General features: G+C 57.2%; 19 protein-coding genes and 4 tRNA genes. 9 read left to right on the top strand and 14 right to left on the bottom strand.

Translation table 11 applies throughout. From position 1 onward, the window contains the following. Entirely contained in the window at window positions 1–414 is a 414-nt protein-coding gene (gene flgB / locus ACPF7Z_RS16515; RefSeq protein ID WP_425194354.1) for a flagellar basal body rod protein FlgB, read from the bottom strand. A 175-nt stretch (window positions 415–589) separates the two neighbouring features. On the opposite strand from flgB, the gene flgA reads away from it, so the two are divergent. The 4 genes from flgA to ACPF7Z_RS16495 all read left to right on the top strand — a co-directional run bounded on the left by flgA (window position 590) and on the right by ACPF7Z_RS16495 (window position 3,779). Beyond that, the gene (flgA, locus tag ACPF7Z_RS16510; RefSeq protein WP_425194353.1) at window positions 590–1,339 is read left to right on the top strand and encodes a flagellar basal body P-ring formation chaperone FlgA; all 750 of its coding nucleotides are present in this window, start codon (window positions 590–592) and stop codon (window positions 1,337–1,339) included. A gap of 124 nt (window positions 1,340–1,463) precedes the next feature. Beyond that, window positions 1,464–1,748 (top strand): flagellar biosynthesis anti-sigma factor FlgM, encoded by a 285-nt coding sequence (gene flgM, locus ACPF7Z_RS16505; protein WP_425194352.1) that lies wholly within the window; start codon window positions 1,464–1,466, stop codon window positions 1,746–1,748. A 25-nt stretch (window positions 1,749–1,773) separates the two neighbouring features. Continuing rightward, window positions 1,774–2,226, top strand: coding sequence for a flagella synthesis protein FlgN (locus ACPF7Z_RS16500; protein ID WP_425194351.1), 453 nt, complete (start codon window positions 1,774–1,776; stop codon window positions 2,224–2,226). A gap of 65 nt (window positions 2,227–2,291) precedes the next feature. Further along, window positions 2,292–3,779: a diguanylate cyclase gene (locus ACPF7Z_RS16495; protein WP_425194350.1), complete on the top strand. Its 1,488-nt coding sequence runs from the start codon at window positions 2,292–2,294 to the stop codon at window positions 3,777–3,779. Here ACPF7Z_RS16495 and ACPF7Z_RS16490 read toward each other — a convergent pair. After that, complete coding sequence (locus ACPF7Z_RS16490) at window positions 3,774–4,184, bottom strand: SRPBCC family protein (protein WP_425194349.1); 411 nt, start codon at window positions 4,182–4,184, stop codon at window positions 3,774–3,776. The genes ACPF7Z_RS16495 and ACPF7Z_RS16490 overlap by 6 nt on opposite strands. A 313-nt stretch (window positions 4,185–4,497) precedes the next feature. Between ACPF7Z_RS16490 and ACPF7Z_RS16485 the strand changes: the two genes are divergently transcribed. Both ACPF7Z_RS16485 and ACPF7Z_RS16480 read left to right on the top strand, forming a co-directional pair. Beyond that, the gene (locus ACPF7Z_RS16485; protein ID WP_425194348.1) at window positions 4,498–5,355 is read left to right on the top strand and encodes a 6-carboxytetrahydropterin synthase; all 858 of its coding nucleotides are present in this window, start codon (window positions 4,498–4,500) and stop codon (window positions 5,353–5,355) included. Continuing rightward, window positions 5,352–5,636 (top strand): YkgJ family cysteine cluster protein, encoded by a 285-nt coding sequence (locus ACPF7Z_RS16480; RefSeq protein ID WP_425194347.1) that lies wholly within the window; start codon window positions 5,352–5,354, stop codon window positions 5,634–5,636. The genes ACPF7Z_RS16485 and ACPF7Z_RS16480 overlap by 4 nt, the downstream gene beginning before the upstream one ends. A gap of 58 nt (window positions 5,637–5,694) precedes the next feature. Here the strand turns inward: ACPF7Z_RS16480 and ACPF7Z_RS16475 are convergent, their stop codons facing one another. From ACPF7Z_RS16475 to ACPF7Z_RS16430, 10 genes are all read right to left on the bottom strand, one after another. Next, the gene (locus ACPF7Z_RS16475) at window positions 5,695–7,530 is read right to left on the bottom strand and encodes a SurA N-terminal domain-containing protein (RefSeq protein ID WP_425194346.1); all 1,836 of its coding nucleotides are present in this window, start codon (window positions 7,528–7,530) and stop codon (window positions 5,695–5,697) included. A gap of 181 nt (window positions 7,531–7,711) precedes the next feature. Further along, complete coding sequence (gene hupB, locus ACPF7Z_RS16470; RefSeq protein ID WP_072821993.1) at window positions 7,712–7,984, bottom strand: nucleoid-associated protein HU-beta; 273 nt, start codon at window positions 7,982–7,984, stop codon at window positions 7,712–7,714. Window positions 7,985–8,159: 175 nt separating this feature from the next. Then, entirely contained in the window at window positions 8,160–10,568 is a 2,409-nt protein-coding gene (lon, locus tag ACPF7Z_RS16465) for an endopeptidase La (protein ID WP_425194345.1), read from the bottom strand. 163 nt (window positions 10,569–10,731) lie between these two features. After that, the gene (gene clpX / locus ACPF7Z_RS16460) at window positions 10,732–12,015 is read right to left on the bottom strand and encodes an ATP-dependent protease ATP-binding subunit ClpX (protein ID WP_425194344.1); all 1,284 of its coding nucleotides are present in this window, start codon (window positions 12,013–12,015) and stop codon (window positions 10,732–10,734) included. A 69-nt stretch (window positions 12,016–12,084) separates the two neighbouring features. Further along, window positions 12,085–12,705 carry an ATP-dependent Clp endopeptidase proteolytic subunit ClpP gene (clpP, locus tag ACPF7Z_RS16455; protein ID WP_425194343.1) on the bottom strand — a complete coding sequence of 207 codons (621 nt, stop codon included), beginning with the start codon at window positions 12,703–12,705 and terminating at the stop codon, window positions 12,085–12,087. Window positions 12,706–12,823: 118 nt separating this feature from the next. Further along, window positions 12,824–14,179: a trigger factor gene (gene tig, locus ACPF7Z_RS16450; RefSeq protein WP_425194342.1), complete on the bottom strand. Its 1,356-nt coding sequence runs from the start codon at window positions 14,177–14,179 to the stop codon at window positions 12,824–12,826. Window positions 14,180–14,428: 249 nt separating this feature from the next. Next, window positions 14,429–14,503, bottom strand: a tRNA-His gene (locus ACPF7Z_RS16445). A gap of 30 nt (window positions 14,504–14,533) precedes the next feature. Next, window positions 14,534–14,608 (bottom strand) — tRNA-His (locus ACPF7Z_RS16440). A gap of 65 nt (window positions 14,609–14,673) precedes the next feature. Next, window positions 14,674–14,750: transfer RNA gene (locus tag ACPF7Z_RS16435), tRNA-Arg, on the bottom strand. Between the two features lie 66 nt (window positions 14,751–14,816). Next, window positions 14,817–14,893, bottom strand: a tRNA-Pro gene (locus ACPF7Z_RS16430). A gap of 222 nt (window positions 14,894–15,115) precedes the next feature. Here ACPF7Z_RS16430 and folD point away from each other — a divergent pair. Continuing rightward, window positions 15,116–15,979, top strand: coding sequence for a bifunctional methylenetetrahydrofolate dehydrogenase/methenyltetrahydrofolate cyclohydrolase FolD (folD, locus tag ACPF7Z_RS16425; RefSeq protein ID WP_425194341.1), 864 nt, complete (start codon window positions 15,116–15,118; stop codon window positions 15,977–15,979). 13 nt (window positions 15,980–15,992) lie between these two features. On the opposite strand, the gene cysS is transcribed toward folD, so the two are convergent. Then, window positions 15,993–17,375, bottom strand: a complete 1,383-nt coding sequence (gene cysS / locus ACPF7Z_RS16420) for a cysteine--tRNA ligase (protein WP_425194340.1) — start codon at window positions 17,373–17,375, stop codon at window positions 15,993–15,995. 7 nt (window positions 17,376–17,382) lie between these two features. Continuing rightward, a complete protein-coding gene (locus ACPF7Z_RS16415; RefSeq protein ID WP_425194339.1) occupies window positions 17,383–19,062 on the bottom strand; it encodes a glutamine--tRNA ligase/YqeY domain fusion protein in 1,680 nt (559 codons plus the stop codon). Between the two features lie 144 nt (window positions 19,063–19,206). Between ACPF7Z_RS16415 and ACPF7Z_RS16410 the strand changes: the two genes are divergently transcribed. Beyond that, on the top strand, window positions 19,207–19,701 hold the full coding sequence (locus ACPF7Z_RS16410) for a peptidylprolyl isomerase (protein WP_425194338.1): 495 nt from the start codon (window positions 19,207–19,209) through the stop codon (window positions 19,699–19,701). Between the two features lie 11 nt (window positions 19,702–19,712). After that, window positions 19,713–20,450, top strand: a complete 738-nt coding sequence (locus tag ACPF7Z_RS16405; protein WP_425194337.1) for a UDP-2,3-diacylglucosamine diphosphatase — start codon at window positions 19,713–19,715, stop codon at window positions 20,448–20,450. The last annotated feature ends 401 nt before the right edge of the window (window positions 20,451–20,851 follow it).

Below are 20,851 nucleotides of genomic sequence, written 5' to 3'. Positions count from 1 at the left end.
TTACTCCGGTTGCATGGCCGACTTCAGGCCCTGGATCTTGCGATTGAGAACGGTCAATCCCGCTTGATAACGCACCGCGTTGTCGGCAAACTGCGCACGCTCGCGGTCCATATCGACGGTATTGCCGTCCAGGCTGGGCTGATCCGGCACGCGATAGAGCAAATCGCGCCCAGCGGACGCCGGCCCTTGAGCAGGAATATGCCGGTTGGACGTGGTGTCCAGCGCCAGGCCCTTACCCTCGGCACGGCCCTGCTTCATCACCCGCGAGAGCTCGCCGGAGAAATCCATGTCCCGCGCCTTGTAATTCGGCGTGTCTGCATTGGCGATGTTGCTGGCCAACACCTTTTGCCGTTCGGCGCGCAGGTTGAGTGCTTCCTGGTGAAAGCGTAATGCGCCATCGAGCTTGTCTAACATCGTCAGGCTCCCTGGTGTTCGATAGGGAATCAATGGGGAAAGATTCAGGGTGGAGAATAGACGCCCGGCCGTCCGCCCAAAGGAAAAAACAAGCCACGATTTGTCCATCATTTCTTCGCATGAGCTTTTACGCATTCTCCTAGAATCGGCATCATTCGATCGAAGGAGAGTCATCGTGCGGTCAGCAGGACAGTCAAACCCCAGCCAACGTCATGCCGAAAAAATATTCACCGGCGCTCCCAGGCTAGTCGGAGTGTTGCTGTGCTGGGCGATGAGCCTGTTCGTTGCGAACGAGGCGTTGGCATCGGACAGCGAGCGTCTGCTCGATCAGCGTGTACATGCCTTTCTTGTAGAGCACACTCGCGAACTAGGTCGGGATGTCGAGATCAACATTCACCCCGGCGCCGCGCGGTTGGGCGAGTGTCGCGATCCGCAGCCCTTCTTGACCAACCCGGAGCAACGCCTTTATGGACGGGTCTCGGTAGGCGTGCGTTGTGATAGCAAAACGAGCCAAACGCGCTATTTGCAGGCGGAGGTCTCGGTGCTGGTCGATCATGTGGTAACGGCACGGGATATCGAGGCCGGGTCCAGAATTGGCCCTGCGGACGTGAAACTTGTCGAGGGACGCCTGGAAAGACTGCCGCGCCACGCCCTTCTCGATATCGATGATGCGCTTGGGTTGAGCGCGGCGCGTCCGCTACGAGCCGGATCGCTGCTGCAGACGCATCATTTACGTCGGGAGAGGCTGGTCACGCGAGGCAGCAAAGTGACGGTGCTTGCGCGAGGCAATGGCTTCAGCGTCAGGCGCGAGGCAAAAGCGCTCGACCACGGCTCCCTTGGCGAAGCGGTACGTTTGAGCATCGAGGGCGGAGATCATCTCAGAGCAATCGTGACGGGGCGTGGTCGACTCGAAGTGGCTTTTTAGAGATGCGCGCCAAAGTTTTAGAAAGCAAGTTCATTTTTTTGCCATCTTTTTGCCAGTGCGGGCTTAAAGTTGTGCGCAGAATGGCCGATAGTCTGGGAAAGCGCACTTTCGAAAGGATATTCCCATGAAGATCGATAGCAACCCGTCTTTGCACTCCGTCTCTTTGAACGATGGGGCTAAAAAGACCGCCTCGAACCAAAAAAACGATGTCGATCAGGCATCGACCACACCCAAGGCGTCGGTCGCGCATCTCAATAGCGGTGTCAGTGACACCAGCCATGACGTTGATACGGCACGCGTTGCCGAAATTCGTCAGGCAATCAGCGAAGGTCGTCTGGATATTCGTCCTGAACGTATCGCCGATGGTCTGATCGATAGCGTTCGTGATCTGCTGGGGCGTTCCGATTAACGTATTGTAAGGAGAGTCATCCGCCATGAGTCTGGCGCAACATATCGCACGTCAGCGCAAACACCTCGAGGCCCTCATTGCCCTGTTGGAGGCCGAGCAAGAAAGCTTGTCTTCGGCCCAGGTGGATGGTCAGCGGTTGTCGGAACAAGCCAGACACAAGCAGGCGCTCATTCAGCAATTGGAACGACTCGAGACCCAGCGCCTCGGCGCTCAGCGCAAACTGGGTTACGGCGAGGGTCGTCAAGGAGCGGAGACTGCCGCGGCGGATGCCAACTGCCTGGAGGCGTGGATTGCGTTTCGTGAGCGCGCCTTACATGCCAAACAGCTCAATCAATTCAATGGATTATTGATTGGCGCACGGCTGAATCAGAATCAACGTATTCTAGACTTTCTCAGAAATGCCGCCGGCCAGGCACTGTATGGCCCCGATGGACAGTCACGCGTGGGAAGCCTGGGTAGCGTCGCATCGAGCGCCTGAGCCTGTTTTCATGCCCCATTGCACTCAACAAGTACCACGATGATTCTCATGCAGGGAGCGATCACTTGATTAACAACGCGCTACGTGAATCTCTCGATGCCTGTCATGAGCTGCCCTCGCTGCCGTCCGCCGTGCTCAGGGTCATCGAACTCGCTCAGGATCCGGATGCTCGATTGCAGTCGATCATCGAAGCCCTGCAACACGACTCCGCCTTGACAGCACGCCTTATCTCCCTGGCCAATACGGTGTACTACGCCCAGTCACGCAGCGCGGAAACGCTTCGCGAAGCCGTGGAGCGCTTGGGTATGGAGCTCACCGTCTCGCTGGCACTGGGATTCAGCCTGGCGCGTAGTTACGGTAATACGAGTAAGCCTGAAGGGCTGGATCTGCACTACTACTGGCAACGCTCACTGACCAGCGCCGTGGCTGCCCAGGAACTGGCGCGCTCCCTACCCAGAAAGCTCGATACCGACAGCATTTTCACCGCGGCCCTGCTACAGGATATCGGCATGTTGGCGCTGGATACCATCGAGGGCCCGGCCTATGCCGAGATCGTGGGCGATCTTGGTCGGCACGACGAGGTCAGCCACCGCGAACGCAATGGCCTGGGTGCCGATCATACAGAGGTCGGCGCCTGGCTCGCGGCGAGCTGGGGGTTGTCCCAACGCTGTCGAGACTGGATCCGACGTAGCCACGATTATCCTGCGCAGATGCGCATTTTATGTGGCAGTGAGTGTGTCATGCTCTCGGGGCGTCTGGCGGATCTCTTGCTGGCCGCGGACCAGGAACAAACCCTGGCCCTTATCGAGCCCTGGTTAGGTGAGGAAGAAGGTCGAGCAGCACTGCTGGAAAACATCCAGTCGCGCTTGCCCATGATTGCCGAACTGTTCGATGTCGTCCCTCCCGAACGGGTCGACTCCGAGCGTTTGCTGTTCGAAGGCAAGCAGACACTGCTGGAGCGCAACCTGAAGCTTCATCAGCAAGTTGATCAACAGGAAAACGAGTTGAAGCGTCAGCGCAAATTGAATGCCCGATTGGATCGAGCGGTACGCTTCGACACGCTCACCGGCCTGTATAATCGGCAATATCTGACCCGCCTGTTCATGGCGCACTTTTCCAAGGCGCAACGCGAAGCATTGCCGCTCGCGCTGATATTCATCGATCTCGATCACTTCAAGAGAATCAACGACGAACATGGCCATCATCATGGCGATGTGGCGCTCAAGTCGTTTGCCAAGCTTCTTCATCGAGTCAGTCAAAACGGCATGATCGTCGGTCGTTTCGGCGGCGAGGAATTCATCGCCATCCTGCCGGGACATAATCTGAAGAGTGCGACGGAATTCGCCAACCAACTCTGCGCCCATCTGCGCACTGAACCTCTTGTGCGCTATGGCGAGACGACACTGTTCGTGACCGCCTCCATTGGGGTTGCCAGCCTGGATGGTGGCGACTTCGAAACACCGGATGAAATGCTGCGCACCGCGGATCATCGTATGTATCTATCCAAGCGTGAAGGCCGCGATCGGGTTACTTCGGGTCGCTCCAGCCTATAAACGCGCCTCGACGCGCTCAAGGATCTGTCGGCTCACTTGATTGATCAGCGGACCCGCTGCCTTGTTGACCGCCTTGTTCACCAGGCGATTGCGAATCTGATACTCGACGGTGAGACGCACCCTTGTACCTTCCGGCACGGCAAGCAGGTCATAGCGCCCACTATTGTGTACCCCGTTTATCGACTCCCAGGCCAGCACCTCTGGCGGCCTGATCTCCGTCACCTTGACGTCAAAACTCCAATCCATTCCCACGGCATGGATATGCCAGCGGTAACGGTGTCCCCCGAGTGACTCTACCTTTTTGATGTGATCGGAATAATCAGAAAAGTTTTCGACCTGCTCAAGCAAGGCAAAAACCCTCTCCGGTGGGGCGTGCAACACCGCACTATGTTCGATGGTCGCCATGCGCATTCCTGATTGACAATAAAAGGCTGACACGAGAGTAACGTTAGCCATCGCCTAGTACCAGCCCCACCATGGCTTAGACAGCGTCATGGTTTTTGGCAAGGCCAACGACCTTTTGCACTCAAGGCATATCTGGCCGCGCCCCGCATCTAATGAGTACAATGCGCAACCTTCGGCCATCACGTTGCAATCATGATATTGCCTTTTGCTTTAAAAGGACTGCGAGCACACTCAATGTGCATGATGCCTTCTGATTGACACGGCAAGAGCCCCTGGGCAGGCTTCCAACGCACGAGATCCTGGAGATCCTTCAATGACGCTTTTCGTCAATGATCTGACGAAACTTGATGTTTCACTATGGTGTTCGCAGCGGGGATTGATTGGCGCCAGTTGGAGAGTCGATGCCGAATTCATCGGTGAACTCGGTGAAGATGGAGTGCTGTTCGACTCTGATCATGTGGCGTCCTGGATCCAATCTCGGCTGAACGCCAGCATGAATCAAACGCTCCTTGTACCCACTCGAGCGCCTCAGTTGAGCGTGCAGGAATGTGCGGAGGGTCTATGTGTTCGGACGACGTTACCCTACGCCATGGAAATAAAGGCGCCGAGGCAGGCGTTCACTCTACTGCCCTGGAGCGGGATCAGTCTGGAACGCCTCGCAGCTCATTACAGCGAGGCACTTTCGCGATTGCCGCCGCCTCGTGTTCTTGGCATTCGACTGAGCCTGCATGAGGAACTCATCGATGAAGCGGCTTATACCTTCAGTCACGGACTCAAACTCCATACTGGCAACGATCAGCGCATTGCTCATGGCCATCGTTCGAGATTGCATATCTGGTGCAACGGAGAACGGCAACCGGAGCTGGAGGCTCGCTGGGCACAACGCCTGAATGATCGCTATCTGGTGGATACCGCTGACATCCTGGAGGATTCTGCAAAGAGTGGAGGTAAACAATCCAGCGATCGGTTAACGCTGGGATATCGCGCTGAACAAGGACGCTTCCTGCTCCGTCTGCCTCGGGAACGCTGCGAGATACTCCCCGTATCGACCAGCATCGAGCATATCGCCGCTTGGCTGGCTGATCAGATAGCGCGGGATTGCGGCCAGACTGTGCGCGTACAGGCCTTCGAAGGCATCGGCAAGGGAGCTATAGCCGAGGCGAGTGCATGAGCGATCACAGCATGACAACGCAGAGCGATGGCACCGGATGCCGCCCCGGCTGTGGTGCCTGTTGTATAGCGCCATCGATCAGCTCAGCTATCCCTGGGATGCCTGGGGGCAAGCCCGCTGGAGCACGCTGCGTCCAGCTCGACTCGCTCAATTTATGCCGCTTGTTCGGCGATCCACGCCGTCCAGCCGTGTGCCGACGTTTTGACTACGACAAAGAACTCTGCGGGAGCCATCGAGACGACGCCTTGCGTAGAATCGCTGCCCTGGAAGTGGCGACTTGAGATAAAAAAGAGCGCGGCAAGGCCGCGCTCGGATCATGATCGAAGCAGGCGCTGTCGCTCAAAGCCGCTCGATATCGGCCTCGGCACGCAGCGTTTCCAGCAGTCCTTCCACCGCTGCCTGAGCCCTGAGCCGCTCGGTCAGCTGGCTAGCGAATGCGTTGATCTGGGAGTCGGCGGCCTGGTCACCCGTCGTGACGTCGGTCAGTGCAATCAAGGCAACGCCTTCACCGACCGCGGCTTGACCGTAGACACTGCCCTCCTCAGGCTTGGGCAGCTTGAAGGCCATGTCCAACACCGGCTCCGGGATATCTGTACCCGCTTCCTGTGTCCCCTGACGCGACACCTGATCCGCCTCTTGCCATTCGAGCTCAGGCTTGCGACCATTTTTCAATGCCGCCGCGAGTTCCTTGGCGCGATCGCGCAGGGCATCACGCCTTTTGTTCGCCTTGACCTGCTCACGTACCTGGGCACGCACCTCGGACAGCGGCAAGGTCGTTGCCTCGCGGTGTTCGGCTACCCGCAATACCATGCGCCGCTGCTCGTCGAGCTCGATCACCTCGCTATTATAGCCTTCGTTGAGCACGTCCGGTTCGAAGGCCGCCGCCATTACCCCCGGTTCTGCCAGCACGCCCTCGGTCCCCTCGCGAGACACCCAGTCGCTGTGCTGGAGTTCAAGCCCGAGATCCTCGGCGACACTGGCCAGATCATCCGCGGCAAAACTCTCATCGATGAGGCGCTGGGCCTGTTCATTGAAACGATCACCGGCCTGTTCCAATGCCAGTTCTTGACGTAGCGTATCGCGCATCTCCTCGAAAGGGGGCAGGTCCAGCTCCGTCACCTTGATCAAATGCAGGCCGTTGTTCGTCTCGACGATATCCGAGACCTGACCCGGCTTGAGCGAATAGGCAGCTTCTTCAAACGCTTCATCGAAGAAACCACGGCTGATGAATCCGAGATCGCCCTGGTCATCGGCGGTTGTCTCGTCATCCGAGTACTCCGCGGCCAGATCCGCAAAGTCATCCCCTTGCTGCAGACGCTCGCGAGCCTTTTCAAGACGCTGGCGTGCTTCCTGCTCGGAGCGTTGGTCACCGTAGGTGATCATGATGTGCGATACGCGTCGCTCGGCGTTGCGTTGACGCCCGGCGTAGGCCTTGCGTAGCGCCTGATCGTCGATATCGATGCTATCGGCGAGATCCGCCTGATCGAGGATGACATAGTTCAAGCGGACCTCTTCCGGGCGGCGAAATTCCGGTTGGTGCGCATCATAATAGGATTGGATATCGGCGTCGGTGATATCGATCTCGGCATCGATGTCTTGCGGCTCGAGCACATGATAGCGAAAGCTGCGCGTCTGATTCTGCAGTTCGGCGAGTCGGTGACGCTCGCTATTCAGCAAGAAATCGCTGTTCGTCAGGCCCTGCTGCAACTGCTGACGCATGAGATCGTTCTTGAGTTGCTGACGAAATGAGAGTGGTGTATATCCCGCGCTGGCGAGACGGTTGCGAAACAGTTCGGTAGAAAAATCGCCATTTTGATCCTGGAACTCGCGACGATTGACGATCACTTGATCGAGCTGCTGGTCCGAGACATGCATGCCGCCCTTGGCAATGTACTGATCGAGCAGCTCGAGCGTCACCAACTGCTCAGTGACCTGGTTGCGTAACTGGCGCTCCTGCTCCGGGGGGACCTGGCCCGAGCGAATGCCACGCTGAACCTCCATCTCGATCTGTTGCCGGGTGATGGGCTCGCCATTGACTTCGACAACGTCGTCAGCGCCACTGGTGAATAGCCCCACCACGGATTCGATGCCAAAAAGCGCAAGCGCGACGACCACGGCACCGACGATGATCTTGGCGATCCAGCTCTGGGAGCGATCACGGATTTGTTGCAGCATGCTAACCTCGGATGCTGTAGACGAAATAATAAAAAAGCGTATCGCTTACACGATACGCCTGGCCTGGAGGTCATGAGTGACTACGGGTGACAAGGTGAGCATGTTGACTGCCATGTGTCGACCAATGGCACTGTGAAATCACCGCCAGATGAATGCTGCGCTCACCCCTGAACACCAACTCTTAATTGACCGAATCCTTGAGAGCCTTGCCTGCCTTGAAGCTAGGCACCTTGGCCGCACTGATGTTGATCGGCTTGCCTGTCTGCGGGTTACGGCCAGTACGTGCAGCGCGTTCCTTGACAGTGAACGTTCCGAACCCAACCAGGGCGACGGAATCACCTTTCTTCAAGCTGTCGGTGACAGACTCGATCATCGCATCCAGTGCACGACCCGCCGCCGCCTTGGGAATATCGGCAGATGCTGCGATAGCTTCGATCAGCTCAGATTTATTCACTTTTCACCCCTTGACTGTTTCAAGAATTACTGGAATTAAATGCTTTGTTTTAGACAACTAGCACCATCACAGTAAAACGCAATTTATAGCAATGCCGTAAAACTCATGTCAAGCAACTAAGGCGCAAACCCGCGCCATTTCAACGTTTGACATATGGCAATATACAATGGCGGCTTTAATGAGTACTCATTATCGAACTGGAAGGCGCGGTTTCGTCCGAGCGATTATCGTCACCATTAGCATCCGTATTATTCACCAGTGCGAGATCAAGAACCTCATCTATCCAGTGCACCGGATGGATATCAAGTGCATCCTTGATATTATCCGGCACTTCCTTGAGATCGCGACGATTCTCTTCTGGAATGAGCACCGTCTTTATACCACCGCGCCGAGCAGCCAGCAATTTCTCCTTGAGCCCTCCAATGGGCATGACCTCGCCACGCAGGTTGACCTCCCCGGTCATCGCCACATCGCAACGAATCGGCCGCTCGATATAGGCCGACACCATGGCAGTGACCATGGCAATGCCCGCGCTAGGACCGTCCTTGGGCGTGGCGCCCTCGGGGACGTGGATATGCAGGTCTTCCTTTTCGAAGCGCTCGGGATCGATCCCCATGGCCACCGCTCGGGCACGCACCACGGTATGGGCGGCGTCCACCGACTCCTTCATGACATCCCCCAGGGAACCGGTCTTGTGTACTCGTCCCTTACCCGGCGTTACCACCGACTCGATGTTCAGCAGCTCGCCACCAACGGACGTCCATGCCAAGCCAGTGACACGTCCCACCTGGTGCTCCATGTCCGCCAGGCCATAGCTGTAGCGGCGCACCCCGGCATAGGCCTCGATATCCGCAGCAGCCAGTACACGTGGCGCCAAGGCGCCCTCCTGGCTTTCCTGCTCGACGCGCTCGCGCAGGACCTTGCGACACACCTTGGCGATCTGGCGTTCGAGTTCGCGCACCCCGGCTTCGCGGGTGTAATAACGGATGATCTCCATTACGGCGTCATCGGAGAAGCTCAGCTCATCTTCTTTCAAGCCATTTGCCTTGAGCTGCTTGGATACCAGGTAGCGATTGGCGATGGCCAGCTTTTCGTCCTCGGTATAGCCTGGAAGCCGAATGATCTCCATGCGGTCCAATAGTGGCCCAGGGATATTCATCGAGTTGGCGGTGCAAATGAACATGACATCCGAGAGATCGTAATCCAGCTCCAGATAATGGTCACTGAAGGTGTTGTTCTGCTCCGGATCGAGCACTTCGAGCAACGCAGAGGAAGGATCGCCGCGATGATCCATGCCGATCTTGTCGATCTCATCGAGCAGGAATAGCGGATTGCGGACCCCCGCCTTGCTCATGCGCTGAATCATCTTGCCGGGCAAGGAACCGATATAAGTACGACGGTGACCACGAATCTCGGATTCGTCCCGCACGCCGCCAAGAGCAAGACGCACATACTTGCGGTTGGTCGCTCGCGCGATGGACTGTCCAAGTGACGTCTTGCCCACCCCGGGCGGCCCTACCAGGCACAGTACTGGCCCCTTGAGCTTCTTGACGCGCTTCTGCACGGCCAGGTATTCGAGAATGCGCTCCTTGACCTCTTCCAGGCCGTAATGGTCCTCGTCGAGCACCGACACCGCATGCGCGAGATCATGCTTGACCCGGGTGCGCTTCTTCCAAGGGACCGATATCAGCCAATCGAGATAGGAACGCACTACGGTGGCCTCGGCAGAGGTAGGCGCCATCATCTTCAGCTTGCCCAGCTCCTGGCTAGCCTTGTCCGCTGCCTCCTTGGGCATGCCGGACTCCTTGATCGCCTTCTCGTACTTTTCGGCCTCGTTGGGCACATTCTCAAGCTCACCCATCTCCTTCTGGATGGCCTTCATCTGTTCGTTGAGGTAGTACTCGCGCTGAGACTTCTCCATCTGGTCCTTGACCCGGGAGCGAATGCGCTTTTCCACCTGCAACAGGTCGATCTCGGACTCGATCAACGCCATCAGGTGCTCGATGCGGTCACGCACCCGATCCATCTCGAGCAACTCCTGCTTGTCACCGATCTTCAGAGACAAGTGCGCGCAAATGGTATCGACGAGGCGACTCGGATCTTCGATGCCCTGCAGGGAGTTGAGTACCTCGTTGGGCACTTTCTTGGAAAGCTTCACATACTGCTCGAATTGATTGAGCAGCACGCGTACCAGGGATTCCTGTTCGCGCTCGGAGAGCGGCTCGCTCTCGCGCAGTGCAATCTCGGCGATGCTGTAACCGGCTTCGACACTCTGGACTTCGTGAACATCGGCGCGAGAGGTGCCCTCGATCAACACCTTGACGGTGCCATCCGGGAGCTTGAGTAGTTGCATGATCTCGGCCACGGTGCCGACGGCAAAGAGATCGCTGGTCTCTGGATCGTCCTGGCCCGCCTCGCGTTGCGCCACAAGCAGCACGCGCTTATCGGCTTCCATGGCGGCCTCGAGTGCCTGAATCGACTTCTCTCGACCAACGAACAAGGGAATGACCATCTGCGGATAGACGACGACATCCCGCAGCGGAAGAAGGGGCAGGCTAAACGTCTGTTCGGCATTCTGCTGCATCGCAGAAGCTCCTCAAGAAACGGGGGGATTATGCGCCAAGAGCGCTAACTGAATAACGCTATGGATGGGGGCGAAAAAGCGCTTTACAACCACCAAGGCGCGCTAAACGCGAGTCCTGTAACAAGAAAAGGGGGCCGCTAGCCCCCTATGACGCAATACTCGATCAACCGTCCTTGTTGGCCACCTTGCTCTCCTCCTGACTGGAGTAGATCAGCAAGGGTTCACTCTCACCGGTAATGACCGATTCGTCGATCACTACCTTGGTCACACTATCCAATGAAGGCACTTCATACATGGTATCGAGAAGCACGGACTCGAGAATGGAGCGCAAACCGCGAGCGCCAGTCTTGCGTGCCATGGCCTTGCGCGCCACCGCACGCAGTGCATCCTCGCGGAAGTCGAGCTCGACATGCTCCATGTCGAACAGCTTGGCATACTGCTTGATCAGCGAGTTCTTGGGCTCGGTAAGAATCTGTACCAGCGCGTCCTCGCTCAGCTCGGTCAAGGTAGCGATCACCGGCAGACGCCCGACGAATTCGGGAATCAAGCCAAACTTGACCAGGTCTTCTGGTTCCACGTTGAGCAATATATCGCCTACACCCTTGCTGGAATCCTTGCTCTTGACCGTTGCGTTGAAGCCGATTCCACCTTTCTCGGCACGATCGCGGATTACCTTGTCCAGACCGGCGAAGGCGCCGCCGACGATGAACAGGATATTGCCCGTGTCGACCTGAAGAAATTCCTGTTGCGGATGTTTGCGCCCGCCTTGAGGAGGTACTGACGCCGTGGTGCCCTCGATCAGCTTGAGCAGAGCCTGCTGTACACCCTCCCCGGACACATCCCGAGTGATGGAAGGGTTGTCGGATTTGCGCGAAATCTTGTCGATTTCATCGATATAGACGATGCCTTTCTGGGCCTTTTCCACATCGTAATCGCATTTCTGCAACAGCTTCTGAATGATGTTCTCGACATCCTCACCCACGTAACCCGCTTCGGTGAGAGTCGTGGCATCCGCGATGGTGAACGGCACATTGAGTAACCGCGCCAGTGTTTCGGCGAGTAGCGTCTTGCCGCTGCCGGTCGGGCCGATCAACAGAATATTGGACTTGCCCAATTCCACATCGTCGGATTTCGATCCCATCCGCAGACGCTTGTAGTGATTGTAGACCGCCACGGACAGCACCATCTTGGCACGATCCTGGCCGATGACATAATCATCCAGCGTATTGCGAATATCACGAGGCGCTGGCAGCCGATCCTCGTCACCTTCTGCGTCGGCCTCGAGGACTTCCTCGCGAATGATGTCATTGCACAGGTCGACACATTCGTCGCAGATATAGACGGACGGGCCAGCGATCAGCTTGCGCACTTCATTCTGGTTCTTGCCACAGAACGAGCAGTACAGAAGCTTTCCCTCATCTTTGTCTTTGCCTTTGCCGTCGGCCATTAGCGTACCTCTTGGCTGAGGCGGTCCAAGTCGACCGCCAGAATATGCAGGAAAATATGATTTACATCATCAGGATACAGGACGCTTATCCAGCACAGCGTCGATGAGGCCATATTCCGTCGCTTGCTTACCATCCATGAAATTGTCACGGTCGGTGTCGCGGGCGATAGTATCGATGTCCTGACCTGTATGATCGGCCAAAATCTTGTTTAGTTTATGACGGATGTTGAGAATTTCCTTGGTGTGAATCTCGATATCCGATGCCTGCCCCTGGAAACCGCCCAGTGGCTGATGGATCATCATCCGTGAATGCGGCAGACAGAAACGCTTGTCCTTGGCGCCACCCGCCAGCAATAACGCTCCCATACTCGCGGCTTGACCGATACATACCGTCGAGACGTCGGGTTTGACGAATTGCATGGTGTCGTAGATCGACATACCGGCGGTTACCGAGCCGCCTGGCGAATTGATGTACAGATGAATGTCCTTATCCGGGTTTTCCGACTCGAGAAACAGCAGCTGCGCCACCACCAGGTTGGCCATGTAATCTTCCACCTGACCGACAAGGAAGATGACCCGCTCTTTGAGCAGCCGTGAGTAGATGTCGTAGGCCCGCTCACCGCGTGCATTCTGCTCGACGACCATCGGTACCAGACCGCCAGCGTTCTGAATATCGTACTCGTTGCCCATTGCGTGACCACCCTGATCCGATGATTTGAAAATCATGTCTATTTTGCGCTCTACGAGCGCCATTGACTAGCGACCCGGCCTTAGCCGGGTCGGTCCTGCGTTGTATCTAGCCCAGCTTTCAATCCTGTGCTGAGGCGCTCTCATCCGCCTCATCATCGTCTTCCTTGTCGCCTTTCTGAGCCGCCTTCAGTGCCTGCTCATAGGACATCTCGACGTCCTTAACCTGGGCCTGCTCCAACAGCTTGTCAACCGCCTTCTCTTCGAGCACCGCAGACTTGACTTGGTTCTTCATCTGCTCGTCCTTGAGGTAATACTCGATCACCTGCTCAGGCTGCTGATACTGCTGGGCCAACTCTTCGACCTTGGCCTTGATCTCGTCGTCACTGGCATCCAGCTCATGAACCTTGATCACTTCCGCCAACAATAGACCGATCTGTACCCGACTCTTGGCTTGATCGGCAAACAGCTCATCAGGTAACTGAGAGACATCGAAATCGTCTCCCAGGCCAAACTGCTGCGCCGCCTGACGCTTGAGCCCCTCGGTTTCCTGCTCTATCAGCGAGGCAGGCACCGGGATGTCGTTGACATCCTTGAGCGCTTCGAGCGCTTGCTGCTTGACGCGATTATCAATGGCCTGCTTGACCTCGCGCTCCATGTTCTTGCGCACCTCGGCACGAAACTGCTCCTTGTCACCATCTTCGACACCGAACTGCTTGATGAATTCATCATCGATTTCCGGCAGTTGCTGGGCACTGACCTGATGTACCTTGACCTGGAAAGTGGCTTCCTGACCGGCCAGATGCTCGGCCTGATAATCCTCGGGGAACGTGACCTTGATCTCGAGATCATCACCGGGCTTGGCGCCTACCAGTTGCTCTTCGAAACCGGGAATGAAACTGTTTGAGCCCAACACCAGTTCATGGCCTTCGGCTTCACCGCCCTCGAAGGGCTCGTCGCCCAGATAGCCCTTGAAGTCGATCTTGACCTGATCCCCATCCGCAGCAGCGCGCTCAACCGGCTCCCAGCTGGCATTCTGCTTGCGCAGTGTCTCGATCATTTGATCGACATCGGCGTCTTCGACGTTGGCTACCGGGCGCTCGATTTCGGTGTTTTCAATGGAGGCCAATTCGACTTCCGGATAGATTTCCAGCGTGGCCACGAATTCCAGATCCTTGCCGGACTCATTCACCGTCGGTTCCAGGGCTGGGTAGCCGGCGGGATTGAGGCTATGCTCGGTAATCGCCTTGACATAATGCTGGCGCATCATTTCGCCCACTACCTCATTGCGAACGTCCCGACCATAGCGCTGCTTGACCACGGCCATCGGGACCTTGCCCTGACGAAAGCCATTCAGGCGGACATTCTTTGCAGTGTCCTGGAGGCGGGCAGTAACAGCCTGATCGATCTCTGCAGCGGGTATTTGAACCGTGACGCGGCGTTCGATCTGTGAAGTCGTCTCGACGGAAACTTGCATGAAAGGTCCTCTAACCGGCTGGGCGTTTGTAAATGCATTTAAAAGTGCAGGATTTTAAGAATCCCGCGGCGTGCTGGCAAGCACGGTATTATGGCTTCAATGGGGATGAGTGAACAGACTTGCAAGAGTAAGCGAGGAAATCACTGAATTCATTGACATCTCAGCGTCAGAGCGATTCAGCATCAGATACAGGAGTTCAACAAAAAAAGAAGGATGCAAGGAGCTAAATAAAAATCCCACGAGATAGATTGGGGTGGATGATGGGGATCGAACCCACGACCACCGGAGCCACAATCCGGGGCTCTACCACTGAGCTACATCCACCATGATACGGGTACTGCTGGTCGAACGATATGGGGTGGATGATGGGGATCGAACCCACGACCACCGGAGCCACAATCCGGGGCTCTACCACTGAGCTACATCCACCATATCGATCATCGACACTAACTGGGAACGCTTAGTATGTCTTTCATTTGGTGCTTGCCAGACATTGGCGCGCCCAGCAGGACTCGAACCTGCAACCTACGGCTTAGAAGGCCGTTGCTCTATCCGATTGAGCTATAGGCGCATGGTATGGCTCGAGACACTCGCCTGCAATCCCATCGAAACAAATACTTAAAGCCACTCAATGAGTTGGTCGGGGTAGAGGGATTCGAACCCCCGACATCCTGCTCCCAAAGCAGGCGCGCTACCAGACTGCGCTATACCCCGTCGGCTATTGCCGGCGCCCAGACGATAGCCCTGAGGCGTCGTCGAGCGCTGCGTATTCTACGCTAGATTGCCTTGCGGTCAAGTCCGTTCGATAGACAAAGCCGCAAGAGGCTTTGAGCAAAGCGCTGCGCATGCGAAAATCCGCATCTCGCTATCTCCTCGGCAAGGTTTACGGCAAGACTTATTGAACTGCCCGACTGAACTACACGACAGGAACTCTTGATGCCCGCACAACTGATCGACGGCAAGGCCATTGCCGAAAAGGTACGCCACCAGGTCGCCCGCCAGGTACAAGCAAGGCATCAGGATGGGCGTCGTGTTCCTGGCCTCGCCGTCGTTCTGGTAGGCGAGGATCCAGCCTCCGAAGTGTACGTGCGCACCAAGCATCGCGCCTGTGAGGAAGCAGGAATCCACTCCTTTCGGCATCAATTGTCCGAAAATACCTCGCAGCAAGCGCTGGAAACGCTCGTCGATGACCTGAATGCCGACCCGACAGTGGACGGCATACTGGTACAGCTACCGTTACCCCAACACCTGGATGAGCGTCCGATTCTCGAGCGCATTCGCACGGACAAGGATGTGGATGGCTTTCATCCCTACAATCTGGGTCGTCTGGCGCAGCGCCTGCCCATGCTGCGGCCTTGCACGCCAAAGGGCGTCATGACGCTATTGCAGGAAAGCGGCCTCAAGGTACGCGGTTTGAACGCGACGGTGGTGGGCGCCTCGAATATCGTCGGTCGCCCCATGGCCCTGGAATTAATGCTCGCTGGCTGCACCACCACGGTTTGTCACCGCTTCACTCATGACCTGGAAGAGCACGTCCGGCGCGCCGATCTCTTGGTAGCGGCAGTGGGCAACCCCGGGCTGATCAAGGGCGAATGGGTGAAGGAAGGTGCGATCGTCATCGATGTAGGCATCAACCGTCAGGAAAATGGCCATTTGATTGGTGATATCGAATTCGAGCCTGCCGCCGCCCGGGCCAGCCATATCACGCCGGTGCCGGGCGGGGTCGGTCCCATGACGGTAGCCTCGCTACTGGAAAACACACTATTCGCCGCCGAATTGCACGACGGCATGGACCAATAGCCAGCCTCCCGGTCTATTGCTCGAACACCCAGGTCGTACCCTCCCGGGAATCCTTGAGCACGATGCCCAGGGCCGCCAGCTCATCGCGTATGCGATCGGCCTCTTTGAAATCCCGGGCCTTTTTGGCATTGGCTCGCGCCTGGATACTGGCGTCGATCTCCGCCTCGGAAATCGATAACGTCTGAGCCCCTAGCTTGAGGAACGTCGCGGGTTCCTGGGAGAACAACCCCAGGACCGCCCCCAAACGCAGGAGTTCAAACGCCAATGCCGGTGCTTGATCCGGCGCTTCCTTCTTGGCCCGATTCAATTCCCGGGCCAGTTCGAACAGCGCCGCCAACGCTTCCGGCGTATTGAAATCGTCGTCCATGGCGACGGTGAAGCGGTCCGCAAATCGCGATGCCACCTCTCCCTGAACGGGACTTACGCCTTCAAGAGCATTGTAGAAACGCTCCAGGGACTTGCGCGCCTCGACCAAGGCATCCGGGGCATAGTTGATCGGGCTGCGGTAGTGGCTCGCCAGCAGCAGATAGCGCACCACCTCCGGGTCGTGCACCTCGAGCACTTCCCGAATGGTGAAGAAATTACCCAGGGACTTGGACATCTTCTGCTGATCGACCCGCACCGCTCCGGCATGCATCCAGGTATTGACGTAGGGCTTGCCGGTGGCCGCCTCGCTCTGGGCGATCTCGTTCTCATGGTGCGGAAAGGTCAGATCCGGCCCGCCACCATGAATGTCAAAGGTATCGCCGAGACAGCGGGTCGACATCGCCGAGCACTCGATATGCCACCCTGGGCGCCCGTCTCCCCAGGGCGACGACCAACTGGCTTCCCCGGGTTTGGCGGCCTTCCACAGCACGAAATCCAGCGGATCTTCCTTGTACTCGTCCACCTCGACTCTAGCACCGGCACGCATTTCGTCCGGGTCCCGGTTGTTGAGCTTGCCGTAGCCCTCGAAGCGGCGCACCCGATAGTAGACGTCGCCGTTATCCGCAGAATAGGCGAAATCCTTGTCGATCAGGCGCTCGATCATCGCCAGGATTTCATCGATGTGTGCCGTCGCCCGCGGCTCATGATCCGGGCGCAGCACACCGAGGCGATCCTCGTCTTCATGCATGGCCTCGATCATACGCTCCGTCAGACTGTCGATACTCTCGCCGTTCTCCTCAGCCCGTTTCAATATCTTGTCGTCGATATCGGTGATATTGCGCACATAGTTGACCTCGAATCCTCGGCTGCGCAAATAGCGTGTAATCACATCGAAGGCCACCATGACCCGCGCATGGCCGATATGGCAGTAGTCGTAGACGGTGATGCCGCACACATACATGCGTATCTTGCCCGGCTCGATGGGTACGAAAGGCTCCTTGCGCCGGGTCAGGGTGTTATAGATCTGCATATGACGCTTAGCCCTTCTTCTGAATCTTGGCCCAGGTATCCTTGAGACCCACGGTGCGATTGAAGACGCATCGCCCTTCGGCGGCGGCATGCCGATCGGCACAGAAATACCCCACCCGCTCGAATTGAAAACGCGTTTCAGGCTCCACGTCGGCAAGGCCTGGTTCGCCATAGGCCTGCACCACTGTCAGGGAGTTGTCGCTGAGATGCTCGAGAAAGTCGACATCGCGATCCTTGTCCGGCGCCTCGACCTGGAACAGATTGTCATAGAGACGCACCTCGACGGGCACCGCATGATCCGCACTGACCCAATGGATCACCCCCTTGACCTTGCGCCCTTCCGGGTTCTTGCCCAGGGTGTCGAAATCCACGCTGCAGCGTAGCTCTTCGATCTCGCCAGTCGCCCCCTTGATCACTTCGTCACAACGAATCACATAGCCGTTGCGCAGACGCACCTCCTTGTCCGGCGCCAGGCGGAAGAACTTCTTCGGCGGCTCCTCCAGAAAATCCTCTCCATCGATCCATATCTCCCGGGTAAAGGGCAGCCTGCGCAGCCCCATGTCCTCCCGCGCGGGATGACCGGGCACCTCGAAGACCTCCTCGTGATCCTCCGGCACATTGGTCAATACCACCTTGAGCGGATTCAGCACGCACATAGCCCGCGGCGCGTTGTCCTCGAGATCGGAACGAATGGCGTGATAGAGCATGGCGATCTCGACCATGCCACCATCCGCCCGAGTGACCCCGATCATGTCGCAGAACTTGCGAATCGATCCCGGCGTGTAGCCTCGCCGCCGCATGCCGGAAATGGTCGGCATGCGCGGATCGTCCCAGCCATCGACGATACCCTGATCCACCAGCAGCTTGAGTTTGCGCTTGGAGGTCACGGTATAGTCGAGATTCAGCCGGGCGAACTCGATCTGGCGCGGCTTGGCCGGCACCGGCAGATTGGCCAGGAACCAGTCATAGAGCGGTCGATGATCCTCGAACTCCAATGTGCAGATGGAGTGAGTCACCCCCTCGATGGCATCCGATTGGCCATGAGTGAAATCGTAAGATGGATAGATCTTCCACTTGTCGCCAGTCTGGTGGTGGCTGGCGTGACGAATACGATAGAGAGTGGGATCGCGCAGGTTGATGTTGGGTGACGCCATGTCGATCTTCGCCCGCAGCACCTTCTCGCCCTCGGCGAACTCGCCCTTGCGCATGCGCTCGAGCAGATCCAGGTTCTCTTCCACGCTGCGCTCGCGATAGGGACTCGGCCGGCCCGGTTCGGTCAAGGTGCCACGATATTCGCGGATCTCATCGGCGGAAAGATCGTCCACATAGGCCTTGTCTTCGTGCACCAAATGCTGCGCCCAGGCGTAGAGCTGGTCGAAATAATCCGAGGCGAAGCGCACCTTGCCCGCCCAGTGAAAGCCTAACCACTCCACATCCGCCTTGATGGCATCGATGTAGACCTGCTCCTCCTTGGCAGGGTTGGTATCGTCGAAGCGCAGATGGCAGTCGCCACCGAACTGCTCGGCGAGGCCGAAATTCAGACAGATCGACTTGGCATGGCCAATATGCAGAAAACCGTTGGGTTCTGGGGGAAATCGCGTAACGATCGTCTCGACGGTACCCGCCTCGATCTCCTCGAGAATCTGGTTACGGATGAAGTTCGGGGCACTGGTGCTCTCGGTGCTCATGGGGGATCGATGAACCTCTGTGAATCGCGAATGGCAAAACGATGGCGGGTGTTTCCTTCGCGCATCGATTCAAAACCGCTATTATAGCGCGACGCTTGCGCGCTTCGCCAAGGCGCACCATTCAGATTGCTTGGGAAACTTTTCATGATCGTCCTGCACACCAATTACGGTGACATTCATCTCGAACTGGATCACGCCAACGCCCCGAAGACTGCGGCCAATTTCGAACAGTACGTGCGTGACGGCCATTACGACAACACGCTCTTCCATCGCGTCATCGACGGTTTCATGGTGCAGGGCGGTGGTTTCGATACCAACTTCGAACAAAAGCCTACCCGTGATCCGATCGACAACGAAGCGGACAACGGCCTGAAAAACAGCACGGGTACCGTCGCCATGGCGCGCACCCAGGACCCGCATTCGGCAACTGCACAGTTCTTCATCAATGTTGCCGACAACGAATTTCTCGATCATCGTGGCAAGAACCTGCAGGGCTGGGGGTATTGCGTGTTCGGTAAAGTGGTCGAGGGCATGGATGTCGTCGAGAAGATCAAGGCCTTGCCCACCGCGCGTCGCGGCATGCATGCCGATGTCCCCACCGAAGACGTCGTCCTGCAGCGCGCCGAAATCATCGAATAAGATCGCTATTTATGACCGTACTGCTGATTTCCGATCTACACCTGCATGCTGGAGTGCCCGATATTGCCGCGGGCTTCCTCGGCTATCTTCAGCGTCAGGCGCGGGAAGCCGATGCGCTCTATATACTGGGCGATTTCTTCGAGGCCTGGGTCGGTGACGACTACCAGGTACAAGGCGAATTCGAGGCGCCCATCATCAAGGCGCTCAAGCAGCTCAGCGACGACGGCACACGGCTGTACTTCATGCACGGCAACCGTGACTTTCTGGTCGGCGAAGGGTTTGCCCAAGCCTCCGGAGCCACCATTCTGCCCGACCCTTACTTGCTGGAGTTGGATGGCGAGCGCATGTTGTTGATGCACGGTGACAGCCTGTGCACCCGGGATGAGGAGTACATGAAATTTCGCGCCATGACCCGTGATCCCGAGTGGCAGCGCCAAATTCTGGCACTCCCGGTGCAGGAGCGTCTCGAACTGGCGCGCAATCTACGCAGTCAATCCGGCGAGGCCAATTCCAACAAGGCTCAGGACATCATGGATGTGACCCCGGAGGAGGTCGTCAAGACCATGCAGGAGCACCAGGTGCGCATTCTCATTCATGGGCACACTCACCGCCCCGACGTGCACGAACTAGAGGTCGATGGCGAAGCGGCACAACGCTTCGTGCTCGGTGATTGGCGAGCGGATCAGGGTTGGGATATCCGTATCGATGACGGACAGGCACCGAGGCTGAGAAGCTTCTCCTTCGAGTAGCCCGCAGTGTCCGATCAGAGGGTGTTTACAAAACAGGCGAACGAAGGCAAGCGCGAAGCCCGCTCCAGGCGGGCTAACGCATTTCCTACATCCATGTAGGTCACAGAGCGAAATTGAACGACAAATCGGCAGGACTGCCGATTTGGACAGCTCTGCTGCTCAAAGAGCGAGCAACATGGATGTTGCGAGTCCAAAAGCGCAGTTTACGTGGGTAAATGAGCATTTTGAGGTCAATTTCAACGCTGTATTGCCGAGTGCAGGCATTTTGTAAACACCCTCTCACCCGGATATTGCACCGGGCCGGCCAGACGCTCCCAGATTCCAGGCTCGGTGGGGATGATGGCGATCGGGGTTGAGATTGGCTATTTCTTGATCAATTTCCTGGCTTCAGGGCGCACTTC

This window comes from Halomonas sp. GXIMD04776 (assembly GCF_049808615.1).
Taxonomy (GTDB): domain Bacteria; phylum Pseudomonadota; class Gammaproteobacteria; order Pseudomonadales; family Halomonadaceae; genus Modicisalibacter.
The sequence above is the reverse complement of the archived record's forward strand: the minus strand, read 5'-3'. Positions and strand labels throughout refer to the sequence as shown.

Excerpts from the sequence above, each read along its gene's own strand:
- flgB (WP_425194354.1), bottom strand. The coding sequence starts at position 414 with ATGTTAGACAAGCTCGATGGCGCATTACGCTTTCACCAGGAAGCACTC.
- flgM (WP_425194352.1), top strand. The coding sequence starts at position 1,464 with ATGAAGATCGATAGCAACCCGTCTTTGCACTCCGTCTCTTTGAACGAT.
- ACPF7Z_RS16500 (WP_425194351.1), top strand. The coding sequence starts at position 1,774 with ATGAGTCTGGCGCAACATATCGCACGTCAGCGCAAACACCTCGAGGCC.
- ACPF7Z_RS16490 (WP_425194349.1), bottom strand. The coding sequence starts at position 4,184 with ATGGCGACCATCGAACATAGTGCGGTGTTGCACGCCCCACCGGAGAGG.
- ACPF7Z_RS16485 (WP_425194348.1), top strand. The coding sequence starts at position 4,498 with ATGACGCTTTTCGTCAATGATCTGACGAAACTTGATGTTTCACTATGG.
- ACPF7Z_RS16480 (WP_425194347.1), top strand. The coding sequence starts at position 5,352 with ATGAGCGATCACAGCATGACAACGCAGAGCGATGGCACCGGATGCCGC.
- ACPF7Z_RS16475 (WP_425194346.1), bottom strand. The coding sequence starts at position 7,530 with ATGCTGCAACAAATCCGTGATCGCTCCCAGAGCTGGATCGCCAAGATC.
- lon (WP_425194345.1), bottom strand. The coding sequence starts at position 10,568 with ATGCAGCAGAATGCCGAACAGACGTTTAGCCTGCCCCTTCTTCCGCTG.
- clpX (WP_425194344.1), bottom strand. The coding sequence starts at position 12,015 with ATGGCCGACGGCAAAGGCAAAGACAAAGATGAGGGAAAGCTTCTGTAC.
- clpP (WP_425194343.1), bottom strand. The coding sequence starts at position 12,705 with ATGGGCAACGAGTACGATATTCAGAACGCTGGCGGTCTGGTACCGATG.
- tig (WP_425194342.1), bottom strand. The coding sequence starts at position 14,179 with ATGCAAGTTTCCGTCGAGACGACTTCACAGATCGAACGCCGCGTCACG.
- folD (WP_425194341.1), top strand. The coding sequence starts at position 15,116 with ATGCCCGCACAACTGATCGACGGCAAGGCCATTGCCGAAAAGGTACGC.
- cysS (WP_425194340.1), bottom strand. The coding sequence starts at position 17,375 with ATGCAGATCTATAACACCCTGACCCGGCGCAAGGAGCCTTTCGTACCC.
- ACPF7Z_RS16415 (WP_425194339.1), bottom strand. The coding sequence starts at position 19,062 with ATGAGCACCGAGAGCACCAGTGCCCCGAACTTCATCCGTAACCAGATT.
- ACPF7Z_RS16410 (WP_425194338.1), top strand. The coding sequence starts at position 19,207 with ATGATCGTCCTGCACACCAATTACGGTGACATTCATCTCGAACTGGAT.
- ACPF7Z_RS16405 (WP_425194337.1), top strand. The coding sequence starts at position 19,713 with ATGACCGTACTGCTGATTTCCGATCTACACCTGCATGCTGGAGTGCCC.